We start from the raw sequence: 13,013 nt of genomic DNA on the forward strand, positions 1-13,013 counted from the left end.
CTCCGGCCACACCGCCGACGATCTGGCTCGCGTCGCAGCGAAACTCAACCGCCGGCCCCGACCCACCCTCGGCCTCGAAACCCCAGCCAACCGGCTAGCCCAGCTGCTCGCAGCAGCACAAACCACCGGCGTTGCTTAGACCGCTTGACTTTGCCAAGTAGGTTCTTCCCCCAAATCACAGATCGCGAGTTTGCGGTCCTGATCAGGAATAATCCCATTGCCACAAAGTCCCATCAAGCCCCCCTTCGAGCGGCTTTCGGCACCGCGAACTGAGGTATACGGTTGGGCTGCAGAGCCAGATCCTGATGGCGCTCGCACTGGCGTACGAGACCGTCCGGGGGCTTGCCCAATGTGTCCAGGTGATCTGAGCGAACCGGATTCGACCGGGCGTGATGGCTTCAGCTCATGCCAGCACTATCAACCTCGCCCCGATCAACACCGCCATCCGTCGCCTCGGCGTGATCTGCCACAATCACCTCAGGATTTGGACCGAGCTCGACACCAGGCATCCTGGTCTGCACGAGCATTTTTCGAACCCACTCGCTCACCAGTGGGTTCGCCATCAGTTGCGCCATCAGCTTGACGGCGAACGCAGCGAGGGTCACGGCCGCGTTCACCGAAGCGAACACCCATCCGGGTACTGCCGAGTTGAATGGAGGCTCAGAGATGAACGCCTGAATAGTGAGCAACACGGCATTGACTGTGGGTAGCACCATCAGCAGAACCGCCGCAGGTTTTTGCCAGATCGACGTCGTTCCGGTGCCATTCAGGGGTGACATGCGTGCTCCTCGGTTTGTGCTGAAACTTGAGCGGCTGGTCGCTGAATTCGCGCTAAGGGCGTTGGGTGGGAGATCCCGCACTTGACGGTCCGCTCGCCCAATAAATACCTGTGCATCTGGCCCTCCAGCTCGCAGGCACCCGCGGGAATGCGGATGTCGTTGGCTGTGGGAACTGAATATATTCGGGGCGAAGACGGGGCTGAATCGCACCGTGGGTCATGATTTCTTGGGCCATTCGGTTCATGCGTGCCAGCTGTCAAGGTCGGCGCCGACGGAAGTGCGGACCCCCGGCTCGGCTAAACCAGTGTCCTTCGACACGGGCAATCGCTCGTCCGAATCTGTGGCATTTCAACCCAACTGCACGAGACCCAGAGCGACCCCGCGCCGAAGAGCATCCACTCTCGAATTGACAGAAAGCTTCACGTAGATATTGGCGACATGGCGTTTAGCCGTGGCTGTCGAGACGCTGAGAATCCGAGCAATCTCTTTGTTCTGCTTGCCTTCGGAAAGCAGTTCGAGGACCTCAATCTCTCGCCGTGACAGCAGTGATGATCCAGGCGCATGTGACGACGCAGAGCCACGCTGTTGCGTATTCTGACGACGCCTAGAGTGCGGTACCGCCGCCACTTTCGCCCACAACCCCGTCAAGGTCTCAGACTTCGAGACCAAACTCCATGCACCGGCCGGCGCCTCGCTGTCCGGCTGCAAATCCGACAGAACGACAACCCGCGTAGATGGTGAATACTGTGCCACCGTCGCAATCACGAGGTTCAGTGGAGGTCCCGGAGCGTCAACGTCGACAACGAGCACTTGCGGCTGGTGCACTCTGCTCAGAATGACGGCGTCGTTTCCATCCGATCCCACACCGAGGACCTCGATATCAGCATCCGCTGGAATGGATTGAGCCAGCGCTTCCGCTACCAAACGGCTATTGCTGACAACAACGACTCGAACCGTGCCACTTCCATCGCGCAACGGTTGCATGTGAGTCGCGGACACGTATGTGTTGGCAGAACCGCGGACAACTGTGTGGTGACGTGAGAGCGCCTTGGCCCGAGTCTTGATTATCCGTTCGGTCCTGCCCTCCTTGGCTCCGTCGCCAACGATCTGGACCGCCCCCATTAGTCTCCTTGCGCATCGCTATCGACCCCCCAAACACCCGTGCCAAATCAAGGATGTGCGCCGCGAAACGGCGCTATGCCAAGACTAAAATCACCTCAGCGACACGACATGCCACACGCGATGCATCTCTCATGGCTCAAAAGGTGCACGGTCAACTTGGTCCACCTTGGCGGTCGAGGACCACCGCCAAAGCGTCGCCACAGGCATGTGTGAGGCCCTCTTCGTTGCCTTCCCCGACGTGCGCTGGTACAACAGCGCACTGAGCGAAAACAGCGGGCCACTCTTCCAGAGCATCCACGCCAAGCACCCGGAACGCCGCTACCCCGTCATTGCCACTCCGAACGGCAGGTACCCTGTCAGTGTCAGAGTGGGGTAGACCCCAACTAGGCGTCAGACACCGTCAATGTTGGGTGTCTGAATAGGGTTCCATTTGGATTGTTTGACAGTGCCTGTTGCTGGGTCCTAGAGTTCAACCGGACAGATTAGGTAGGAGGCCCATGACCGGCCAACGCGTGGGATATGTGCGAGTCAGCACCCTAGATCAGAACAGCGTCCGTCAGCTTGATGGCGTTGACGTTGACCGGGTCTTCGCGGATAGGGCGTCGGGGAAGGACCTGCACCGGCCCGAGCTGGAGGAACTGATCAAGTTCGTCCGAGACGGCGATACCGTGCTCGTGCACTCCATGGACCGACTGGCCCGTAACCTGGATGATCTGCGTTCGATCGTGCGCCGGCTTACGGCGAAGAAAGTGCGGGTCGAGTTCGTGAAAGAGCAACTGGCCTTCACTGGGGACGACAATGCCATGGCGAACTTGCTTCTGAACGTGATGGGGGCTTTCGCGGAGTTCGAGCGGTCGCTGATCCGTGAACGCCAACGTGAGGGTATTGCTCTGGCAAAGACTCGTGGGGTCTACCAGGGCCGTACGCGATCACTCGACGCTGCTCGTGCCGCTGAGCTGCGGGAAAAGGCCGCCGCTGGCGTACCGAAAGCTGCTCTCGCACGTGAATTCGGGATCAGCCGGGAAACTGTCTATGCCTACCTGCGCTCCAACGCGTAGTTTGTGGTCTACTCGCCAGGATGACAACCAAGATCAGGACCAATGCAGCGACAGCCATCGCGGTGATGCGGTTCACCCGACCATGGAAGTAACGCGATGAGTTGGCAGGGCAATCTTGAGTTACTCTTGTCCTCTGACAGAGCGTTCAAGCCCTCTCTTAGATTGGATGAATGTCTTCGTGAGGTGGATGCGTGGCTCCTCTCCGGCACGTCCCCGGCTCAATGGATGCGCAACGCGCGAAGCATCAGTGAGGAGCTCGAAGACACATGCGCGCATGTAGGACGAAGGCTTCGACGAGTTGTCAATCCGTTCATGGGAGCGGCACGAAGGGAAATTTCGACAATCGCGCGCGTGCGCAATCCGTCCCAACTAGCCCGCTCAGTAGCCCGCGAGAAGCTACAACGGTTTTCATTAGAGCTAGCGTCAGACGGAGCGATTCGTGCGGCACTTGGTGACCTCCTCGATGCCGCGGAGGGGCAGACGACGTTGGAGGATGCGCAACAACTCGAGCACAGCTTACGTGCCTGCATCGCGATCCGGAGCCCTGACTTCGAACCTGATCTTCGCCCCATTAAAAGCGCGTTAGGCGGTTCAATTACCGGACCTCACAGCCACCGGGTCGACGGATTTACACATCAGTACGCGGCGCAAAGCCGGGCGGTGATTGAAAAGGCCGTGGAAGACCTTCTCGCGGTTCCGCGCAAGGGGCATTGTGTCGTTTGGATCGAATACGAGTTCGCGCTCGTCGATGACGCGCCGCTTGAAATGGGAGACGTGACGCTCTACGACTCTTACATGTTCATTCCTCAGGCTCGCAAAGACGACGGTATCGAGTTCCCGCACCGCGAAGAACTAAGGCAAGTTCTCAAAACAGGAGTCGAGTGGTGGCCAGGCGACGGCGCAACGATTCAATCGGACATTTACAGCGATCCAAACAGCTACGCGGTCGCGCGGGTCGACCTCGGAGTCAGAGCGGTGCGCGGCGCCAGCGAAGCGGCCGACATCCGGATGGATCTGATTCTTGCGCTCGCGACCGCGAATACAGGGAGCACCCGTTGGGTGTCGACAGGCGCAACTGTGGAGCTCGTCGACGGTCGAGTCGAGGGGCGCTCAGGGATATCGGCGCGTCGAAAGCCGACTGTCTCTCGCTACGGCATGGGGCTGACTGCGAAACAACTACCGCGCACTCCGCGAGACCTGTCTGTGGCTATCGGTACCCGCCCGATTCCGTACGAGATCACCGAGGCCGTACGACTCATCTCAGAGTCGGGTTTCGAGTCCGGCTATGAGAACACTTTCGGCACCACGCGCAGCAGGCACGCTCGGACCGCTGTCGGTCTTCGCAATCATGCGGTGGAACACATTGCCGCCTGGGGCGAACTCGGCGTAAGCGAACTGGACTGCGGTCTCTCGCGCAATTGGGCCTATCTCGATTGGCGGGCCGAACTCGGCAATACGGTCGTGTATTTGTTCCGACGAAACTGGGAGACGGCTCAAGTCAAAACCTTGTTGCCGAAGGTCTACCCACATGGGTTCGGAACAACGAAGTTCGAACGGGTGCATGCAAACGCACCAGAAATTCTTGCGATGTGCGATGTCCCAATGCAGAAGCAACGTCTGAAATCGCTCATGAGCGGGCTCGATTCAGAAGCTCACTTCCACCGCGCGGAACGACATTTTCAGCAGGGGATCGACCTCGAACTGAAGCGTTTGAGGCGCGTTCGCAATGCATTGGTTCACGGCAACCCGGTCCGGACTAGCATGATCGACTCCGTAGTCTCGATAGCTGAGCGTCGAAGCAGCGATGCGCTCGACCTCGCAATAGATGCGTTCTCAAAAGACATTCCGCTGAGTCAACGGTTGCGTGAAATTGAGAGTGAAGCTGTCGATCGAGATGCTCGGCTCGAGCGGGGACAGACACTGCTAGAGATCTGGGCAGAAACCGACGTGGCTCGCGGGCCCGAACAGCCCGACTACTCGCTGTACTAGTGAATGGGGGAGTCACATCTCGCTACAGTGCCCGGCGGCGACCTCGCATTAGCTGAAGTTAGGCGTCCCGGCTCGAGCGGCTGACTTGAGGAAGTCAGCAATCTAGTACGCCTCGTTCTGTCTCGAAAAAGACCCTCCCGGGACCTTGAGGCAGAAACTCCAATGAGACGATTTTCTGGGACGCTCGGCACGACGAAGAACTCGCGGGAAACTAGAGCATGGTTGGGCCGGGCTGACGTCTTATGAAGCTGTAGGTTTCCGAGACATGGTGTTTACGGAATTTTCACAAGCATTATCTTCGTTGTGCTCGAGGTTGTTGGCGCCGTAGAGCGCCGGGGGAGCGGTGAAGAGCTGCTTCCGCTGGCCTGGCGGGTAGAAGACGTGCGCGCGACGAGCACGGTTGAGCGAACTGGGAGGTGCGGGAATGCGGTGTGCGTTGTAGCTTATAGAAATGTTTGCAAATGAGGGGGAGAGCTTCGTTGAGGTGTTCGTAGCTATCGCGGACACCTTGCAGACGGGCCATGACGTGATCGACACGATGGACGTTTTGGTTCGGGGGTGCACGATGTTCACGGCTGCTATTGCCGCGGGTATCCTCCTGGCCGATAGCAGTGACGTCCTGCATGTTGCAGCGTCCAGTAGTGAGCGGGCCAGCGATGTGGAAGAGGAACAGCTCGGCGCCCACGAGGGTCCGTGTCTGGATGCATACCGGTCGGGAGCCACGATTGAAGTTCCCAGCGTCGCCGACGCTCGAGGGACCTGGCCGGCCTTCAGCGCTATCGCTGAGGCCCGCGGATATCGGGCTGTTCACTCGGTTCCGATACGGTTTGGTTCGCAGAGGTTGGGCGCGTTGAATCTGTTCTTGGCAGAGCCCGGCGGATTGAGCGGCCGCGATGCAGAATTGGCTGAGGCGATGGCCCTGTATGCCGCGAACAGTGTTGAGCAGCACAGGAAGCTCCATAGCCACATCGCCGTTCGGGACCAGATGAAAGTAATGCTTGAGGATCGAGTACTCATCGAGCAAGCCAAAGGCGCCCTCGCCCAGCGTTACGGTGTGCCCATGGATGAGGCGTTTGGTCTGCTGCGGGCCGAGGCCCGCAGAATGCATGCGAGTCTGCGCGATACCGCAGCAAAAATCGTTGTTCGGACGCTCGGTGATGGCCAGCAAAAAATGATCAGCTAGCTGTACCGCCCAGGGAATGAGTTTGGGGGTGCTTGGCGTGATTTGGGGTCATTCCGGCGCCTATTTGTCTTCGCTGGGCGGATTGTTGAATCGCACCGGAAGGCGGGATACGTAGAACGCTTCCCAGTTCACGTTGACGTTGAAAGGGTCATCCGCAGCGGCTCGGAGGGGGTCACGGGTGATCGTGAAATCTCCCTCATCGATGAGGATGACCAGGGCTTCACGGATGGACTGTGGATCGGCCCCCAGCTTGTGGGCGAGCTCTTCTATTGTTGTCGACAACGAGTTGATCGAGTAGGGCTGTTCTGGTTTGAAGAGCGCAATAATCTGCTGGGACATTTCTTGGTGTAATTGGTTCCAGCGAAGCTGTGCCTCCGTCTCGCGGCGTGGTTCGGTCAGGGGCAGGACTTCCTCCGGCAGGGGAGCGGCCGGATTGATGGAATACTGGCCATCGGCCAGGACTGTCACCTGTGCGGCAGTCATGAAGTCCAGCAGGTCGGCCAGAGTGCGAATAGCTGCCAGGCCCAGGTGCGAGCTAAAGACCTCGAGCTCGGCAATCTCTTCTATCCGAGTCGCTTGGGCCTGGGCGTTGACGACCTCAGCGCTACGGCGGGTTCCGTCACTGACGAGGGGGATGCCCTCGGAGTTTTCATCGAGCTGGCGAAGTTCTTCGTCCGTGAATTCCAGCGGAGGTTCCCAGACATCCGAGGTGAGACCTTCAGCCGTGTCGACGTTGCCTCTTAGTTCTTCGTCTATTTCAGTGGGCGACGCGGCTCCCTCCGTCGCAAGGTACGACAGAACCGCGATGGAGGAACTCGGAAGAAACCGTTGCCACCCGCTCTGGACGTAGACGAGGGTAAAGAGTGTCCAGGTGTCTCTCATTCCGAAAGAGTAGCTGCCCAGTTCCGGTTCGGGAACTTTCCGATCCTCTTTGCCCTCTGCTCGAGTCGGTAGGGGCGAGCGTAATGCGCCGCCACACCAGGTCCCCTAAAGGTGGATTCCTGACTCGTCCGAGAGCTCGACCCAGAGCCCACGGTCACCAGTGTCATTCCGCACGGCTAGGATCGGCGCCAAAACGTCAGCGTCGGCGAAGGTCATCAGGTCAAGGCCGGTCAGGCCGGCGATATCCATAATGGGCACTTGATATGTGCGGTACGGGCCAAGTGGGGGAGGAGTGCCAGCGATGAGCGCTTGTGAGCGAAGAGCGTCGAGATCAAGATCGGCCAGCTGCGGCCTTTGATCCAAGACGAACCCAGCGGCTTGAAGAACAGTGGCAGCATCAACCGTTGTCGTCCACGCCGCGACCTTCCAGAAAAGTTGAGGGATCCTGACACCGCGATACACCGGATCTTCTTCGAAGAGCACGGGTGCGGTGAAGACGCTGATGCGGTTCTTGTTGGTGTGTGCGTAGGTGAGGACGTGATCTTCGAGGCCGAGCCAGAGCTCTTTCGATTGGTTGAACGCCCCGGCTTGCGGGGCGGCATTGGTGTAGGCGAAGGTATCAGCGTTGGCCTGCTGGGCGGTTGCGGCGTCGCCCCAGACCGGGTCTCGGCGCCGGACGAGGTGCCCGCGGTCCAGGTCGTTCTTCGCGTAGACGGCCTCCCCAGTCTGTTCATTGTTGGGGATGCGGGGGTCGAGGTGCCAGTCATCACCGCGGTCGACGTCGATGAGTTGGTCGCCGTTGATGTTGACACCGGTGGCGATAGCAAGGCGCCGGACGGGATCCAGAAGGATGGTGAAGTGTGTGTAGGGCAGTTCGCGAGTGATGGTTCCCGCGGACGGTGTGGGAAGCTGCAGCGGCAAGTCGAGGAAATTGTCGTCGTACCCAGTAGGAGAGAATATCGCAGCGTCCATGCCCACAGCTAAGCAGCCGCAATCGACATGTGAGCGACGACAAGGTGTCGCATAACTAACGATGAGTGCCGAAAACCACTCCGGAGGTTGTGCGACCTAGTTATAAGACTCGGCCCGTCGCTAGATCCAGGCGATTTCAGAAGAAGCCCACATCACGGCTTTGAGACCTCCTATATCTCTAGGGTTTTGATACACCCAGTGCCCTCCACCGGCTCAGCCCGCCTAGCTGAAGTCTTGTCTCGTTGGTTCCGCTCTGACAAGTATGTGACCGACACGTGGCGCTTTTAGATCAGAAGAGACTGGTCGCGCTGATCCACGACACATTGTATGTAGCGGGTGTGTTGCACACGGTGACGGGACTTTCCAGCGTTATAGTCCGCGACGAATCCCAGTTGGGTGGACTCACTTTGGCCACATCGGCGACGGCGGTGGCACAGTCGTACGCTCCGGCATTGCTGAAATGGATGGTGCTGTAAGCAGACGCCCCAGGAGCGAGTTGCACCACCTCCGGCATGCCGCTGTCCGCCGCGCGCTTCCCAACGACCGCCCCCGTAGCGCTGTCCGCGAGGTTGAAGATGGAAGGCGCTCCCTCAACCAAACAGGCGTCGCCGCTGGTGTTAGTAAACGTAATCTCGGAGAAGAACGAACCGGCTCCGCTGGCCATCGGCTGCGCGGCGATAGAAATACCCAGGTTGTCTCCGTCGCACTCAGCGACTCCGACGGGCATCGGCGTCACATCCGGATCGTTTGCGGGGACCGAGGCTTCGCCGCTGGGCTCGGACTTCCCAGGATCAGGCGCTACGGGCGAAGGGGAAGCCGAAGGGTAACCGGTACTAGTGGGCGACGGGGTTGAAGACGCTGCCTCTCCGCTCTCCTGGCCAGCGCAGCCAGTCAAGAAGAATATGACGGCAATTCCGGAGCAGAGTGCACAAAGTTTCTTCATGATTTTCCTCGGATTGTCGTGATGTCAGTTGATGTATGTACCTGCGGTGTACGACTGCCGGGGCGGCGGCCTCGGGCGTTGGGTCTAAAGGTACGAGTCCGTCTGTGCAGAGCCTGGCAGCGGCGGTTTCAAACGGTGGAAGCAACAGGGGCTTTTCCTTCTTCGAGACTAGCTCGCCGAGCAGATCGGCTGGGGTGCCGCGGTTGAGAGTTTTGCGGGGCCGCTCGTTAAGTTCAGTGGCCGCACGCTGGCCTCTGCCAGCTCGGCCGATATGTCGCGCGCATTCGGCACCGACCGGGCGAGCCGATCGAGCTTGGTCACTACCAGGGTGTCACCCGACCTGCACGCAGCGAGGGCGCGCGCCAGGCCCGGACACGGTCACGGTTGGTGCCTGAGCGGCCCTGATCGACGTACACGCGCTCTGGCGCGACTCCCAGGCCCGTGAGGGCGTTGCGTTGCACTGTGAGGTCCTGCGCGTCCGTGGAGACGCGGGCGTAGCCGATGAGCATTGTCGGACCTGGTCAGGGGAGGCATCCGTTCAATGCTCAGCAACAACTGCAGTCGCAGGTGACAGCGCATTGCGCGGCACAACGCCTTTTCCTTTTTGTCGTCATTCTCCCGTAATGCACGTACCGAAAAAGGAAAAAAGTAGTGTCGGGTCCGACGGCGACCTTTGAAGGTGTACTCCTCCGACTCGGTGGGGGAGACATCTGATAGCCACCATTGCCACCATCATTGCCACTCATGAAACTGGACGGATCTTCAACTAGTTCTACGCTGCCCCCTCTTCTGACCATTGGAACCGCGCTTCAATGTACGCCGCGTCCGGAGAAGGATCCCCTATCGGGCAGCCGATGGGGCAACGCTTGCACGGTCACGACTACGAGAGTCGAGCTGCGTTGCGGGTGACAAGAGTCTTTCCCGTCCCAAGCTCGACATACATACGCACGCGGCCAACAGAGCTCCGCCTTTTTGCTTTTGTCACGCGCACAAGCGCTACGGCGTCCTGCAGCTCCGCGTACCACGTCGTGGATTCGCCGGGTTCGATCCATACGGGCAGTGCTGTGTTAAACGCTCCCGGATCGTTGTAGCCAACGCTGGGTAGCCCCTTGGCCTGGTGGAACCCGTAACGCACAACTTTTGTCCGTTGTCGCCCCACATTCGTCACCTCGACCGCTAGGACATCGGGGCCCGCCCACCCTTGGCTGCGCATCGACCCCATGTCACGAAGTCGGCCGTTCTTTTCGACATTGGCGGTTACAGCGCTGCCGCGCCCGAGCACTCCGCTTTTGAGGGTCACCCGAACACGTGCACCGTTCATCAACCAAATTGCTATTTGCCATCCCAGAGAAAGTCCGCTGACTATCAAGCTCAGCGAGGCTATAAAGACTGCGGTAAAGGTCATAGCTGCAGGTTATGGCCACCCCCCGGCACATGGAGAAACCAGGCCCTCGCGGAAGTTCGGCGCTGGCTGCCGTGAAAACCTGAACGGCTGCCGGTTGTGCTGGTAACCAGGTCGGGAAGCCCTCACACCCGGAGTTCCGACTAGGAGATGTCGGCGACGGGCTTTTGCACTCGCATTCGCTAACATGCAGATATCAGCTGGATAGCATCTCCTCACATAGGGGTGTCTCAAGTGGTAAGAGTTCTAAACCGTGCTGGTAACCAGCGCGGTGATTATGGGCCATGATGGGCTGATGAGCATCCCGCAGACAGCAGCCAGCACGACGCTGAACCCCTTCCAGGGTTCTGCGCCTCTGGGCGCGCCTGCTCGGGAGGAATACGTTAAGACAATGCTCGCGCGCACCACCCGGACGGCTGTGCCGATCCGGAGTGCGTTTGTGCAGCGCTTGGCAAAGGACGCTAACGCCTCGGGGGAGCGAGGTTCGATGTTGGCGAAAATTGTCAAGACGAGGAGCGCAGTCCACCTAGACGCTTTCCTGTTCATCCATGCGATCGCGTCCAGCAGGGCGCCATACAAAGCCACTTACCCATCTCAGACCTGGGTCCGCGCACTCGGCCTGGACCAGGGAACGGGAGGGGGCACGGATGACGGGCTAGAAGCCGCCCAATCATCCTGGTCCAAGGTCGTCCGTCGCTTGGTCGACCAGGGCCTCATCCGCCGAGAACGGGAAGGGCGACAAATGTCCTACATCCTCCTGGATGAGTCCGGACACGGCTCCGAGTATGTCCGTCCCACGTCAGACAAGGTGCACGGCACATGGTTCTCCATCCCTCACGCGTACTGGTTGGAGGGGCACTACATGACCATGACGTTCCCCGCCAAGGTCATGCTGCTCATAGCTCTGTCGATGAAATCAACGTTCACTTTGCCCTTTGAACGTGTGCCGAAGTGGTACGGGATTTCGCAGAGCACCGCCAAGAGGGGCTTCGCTGAACTGACCAAGAAGGGCATCCTGTCTCACACGATCCAATGGAGAATCGAGCCGACTTCACCTGTGGGTTACGCCGAGATGCGGAGCTACGAGCTTCAAGGCGGGTGGTCTACGGCTTCCCGCAAAGCGGCCTCCACTCGGCCCACTGATGCCGTCCTATTTACGGTCCCCGCCACTAATAGTGGCGACGAAAAGTCGGTAGGAGAGTGATGGTCGAAACTGGGCGCGAGAACTCGCGGAACCCAGCGGAACTCACTCACTGCCGCCCAAGAGCTGAGGATAGAGACACTCCGGGTCTCCTTCCTTGTGGCAAGAAAAAAGCCCAGTCCCGTTACAGCGGTACTGAGCTTGTTCTTGCCTCCCAGATGGAAGAGCGCGGGATTCTACAGATCCCAGTGGTTTCAACTGGAACTGTACGCGGAAGTGAGTACGTGTGCAAGCTCATCAGAGCCCGCGCGTATGCCACCCGCACCCGCCTCGACCATCCTTCGTATTCGCCGGAGTTATCGAAGGACGGTGAATCCTATGACATGCACTTGTGCCTGCCACGGGGTCACAAAGAGCGAAGCAGGAAGGTGGGTAAGGATGGCGATTTCTATCGCTGTCACCCTCGCTAACCTGATTCGGCTGTTTGTGGGCTGAGTAAGTGCGGGGCTCCAGCAATCGGCTGGGGCCCCGCTTAATTTCCGCGGCACGAGGCGCGACCGTCAAAAAGTAAGCGTCGAGCTGCAAAATCTCGCTGGCCCATCCCCTATCGGACAAGCATGACGGTGTGCAACCCCTTTGCGGCCGGTGTGATCGCGCTCTAATCTCTGGGTGCATGGTCTCCTCACAACGCGAAGTTGATCTTGCAGACGTTTTTGTGCTCCTCGCCGACTCACTAAGCGCGGGCCACGACGTCGTTGACACCATGGACATCCTCGTCCAGGCCAGCACCGAATTCACCGCGGCGACAGACGCCGGAATTCTTCTGGCCGACAGCGGTGGCGTTCTTCACATTGTGGCGTCTTCGAACGAGCGTACGAGCGAGGTCGAAGAGGCCCAGCTTGGTTACAATGAAGGCCCATGTCTGGACTGCTTCGCTTCCGGGGAACCTGTAGAGGTTTCTGATCTCTCTGAAGAGGCCGGACGGTGGCCTCAGTTTGTTGCGATTGCCTTGTCGCGGGGATTCGATGCGGCGCATTCTTTCCCCTTGCGCCTGCGCGGTCACACTTTCGGGAGCCTTGACCTTTTTAGTTCCGCCCGCGAACCGTTCAGCGACCAAGACGCAGCCTTGGCGTTGGCCTTGGCTCAAGTGGCAACGATCAGCCTCGTCCAGTACCAAATCATCCACAATCAAGGCACAGTGAACGGACAATTACAGCAAGCGCTGAAGAGCAGGATACTCATCGAGCAAGCTAAGGGTGTTTTGGCGCAGCGCCACGGGGTGCCCATCGATGAAGCCTTCTCCTTGCTCCGCACCTACGCGCGCACCAGCAGCTCCAAGCTGCACGACATCGCTGATGGTGTCGTACATCATGGGCTCTCGTTCCAGGCGGAACGATTAAGACGACCGCTCGAGCGCCCTCGCCTGAAATAGAAATCCAGGGCTGCTTGCCTTGCGGCCGGCACGTCGGTCGGCTCCGTCGTCGGGTCAGTAAACGTACGTTGACCGATCCCCTACCGGTCACCGAATTGAGAGCTGCCGGG

11 protein-coding genes and 1 pseudogene are annotated in these 13,013 nt (G+C 59.3%); 5 read left to right on the plus strand and 7 right to left on the minus strand.

Features of this window, described 5'->3' with window-relative positions; genetic code table 11:
* Window positions 1-398 precede the first annotated feature (398 nt).
* Both E3T22_RS04530 and E3T22_RS04535 read right to left on the minus strand, forming a co-directional pair.
* On the minus strand, window positions 399-779 hold the full coding sequence (locus E3T22_RS04530) for a hypothetical protein (protein WP_088458259.1): 381 nt from the start codon (window positions 777-779) through the stop codon (window positions 399-401).
* 348 nt (window positions 780-1,127) lie between these two features.
* The gene (locus tag E3T22_RS04535; protein WP_088458258.1) at window positions 1,128-1,901 is read right to left on the minus strand and encodes a response regulator transcription factor; all 774 of its coding nucleotides are present in this window, start codon (window positions 1,899-1,901) and stop codon (window positions 1,128-1,130) included.
* A 497-nt stretch (window positions 1,902-2,398) separates the two neighbouring features.
* Here E3T22_RS04535 and E3T22_RS04540 point away from each other — a divergent pair, with 497 nt between their 5' ends.
* The 3 genes from E3T22_RS04540 to E3T22_RS04550 all read left to right on the plus strand — a co-directional run bounded on the left by E3T22_RS04540 (window position 2,399) and on the right by E3T22_RS04550 (window position 6,131).
* Window positions 2,399-2,959 (plus strand): recombinase family protein, encoded by a 561-nt coding sequence (locus tag E3T22_RS04540; RefSeq protein WP_088458256.1) that lies wholly within the window; start codon window positions 2,399-2,401, stop codon window positions 2,957-2,959.
* A 351-nt stretch (window positions 2,960-3,310) separates the two neighbouring features.
* Window positions 3,311-4,948, plus strand: coding sequence for a hypothetical protein (locus tag E3T22_RS04545; RefSeq protein ID WP_134479512.1), 1,638 nt, complete (start codon window positions 3,311-3,313; stop codon window positions 4,946-4,948).
* A gap of 451 nt (window positions 4,949-5,399) precedes the next feature.
* Window positions 5,400-6,131: a GAF and ANTAR domain-containing protein gene (locus E3T22_RS04550; protein WP_088458254.1), complete on the plus strand. Its 732-nt coding sequence runs from the start codon at window positions 5,400-5,402 to the stop codon at window positions 6,129-6,131.
* A 60-nt stretch (window positions 6,132-6,191) separates the two neighbouring features.
* Here the strand turns inward: E3T22_RS04550 and E3T22_RS04555 are convergent, their stop codons facing one another.
* The 5 genes and pseudogenes from E3T22_RS04555 to E3T22_RS04575 form a co-directional block, all read right to left on the minus strand.
* The gene (locus E3T22_RS04555; RefSeq protein WP_088458253.1) at window positions 6,192-7,013 is read right to left on the minus strand and encodes a DUF6042 family protein; all 822 of its coding nucleotides are present in this window, start codon (window positions 7,011-7,013) and stop codon (window positions 6,192-6,194) included.
* A gap of 105 nt (window positions 7,014-7,118) precedes the next feature.
* Window positions 7,119-7,985 (minus strand): DNA/RNA non-specific endonuclease, encoded by an 867-nt coding sequence (locus E3T22_RS04560; protein ID WP_088458252.1) that lies wholly within the window; start codon window positions 7,983-7,985, stop codon window positions 7,119-7,121.
* 289 nt (window positions 7,986-8,274) lie between these two features.
* Entirely contained in the window at window positions 8,275-8,712 is a 438-nt protein-coding gene (locus E3T22_RS04565) for a DUF4232 domain-containing protein (RefSeq protein ID WP_240632543.1), read from the minus strand.
* Between the two features lie 456 nt (window positions 8,713-9,168).
* A pseudogene (locus tag E3T22_RS04570) lies at window positions 9,169-9,437 on the minus strand (recombinase family protein); the annotation flags it as partial.
* A gap of 371 nt (window positions 9,438-9,808) precedes the next feature.
* Window positions 9,809-10,333 (minus strand): hypothetical protein, encoded by a 525-nt coding sequence (locus E3T22_RS04575; protein WP_134479513.1) that lies wholly within the window; start codon window positions 10,331-10,333, stop codon window positions 9,809-9,811.
* 250 nt (window positions 10,334-10,583) lie between these two features.
* Between E3T22_RS04575 and E3T22_RS04580 the strand changes: the two genes are divergently transcribed.
* Together E3T22_RS04580 and E3T22_RS04585 are read left to right on the plus strand one after the other, a co-directional pair.
* Window positions 10,584-11,534 (plus strand): hypothetical protein, encoded by a 951-nt coding sequence (locus tag E3T22_RS04580; RefSeq protein WP_088458250.1) that lies wholly within the window; start codon window positions 10,584-10,586, stop codon window positions 11,532-11,534.
* Between the two features lie 610 nt (window positions 11,535-12,144).
* A complete protein-coding gene (locus E3T22_RS04585; protein ID WP_088458249.1) occupies window positions 12,145-12,903 on the plus strand; it encodes a GAF and ANTAR domain-containing protein in 759 nt (252 codons plus the stop codon).
* Window positions 12,904-13,013: the final 110 nt, after the last annotated feature.

The organism is Cryobacterium sp. TMB3-10 (assembly GCF_004402305.1).
Classification (GTDB): domain Bacteria; phylum Actinomycetota; class Actinomycetes; order Actinomycetales; family Microbacteriaceae; genus Cryobacterium; species Cryobacterium zongtaii.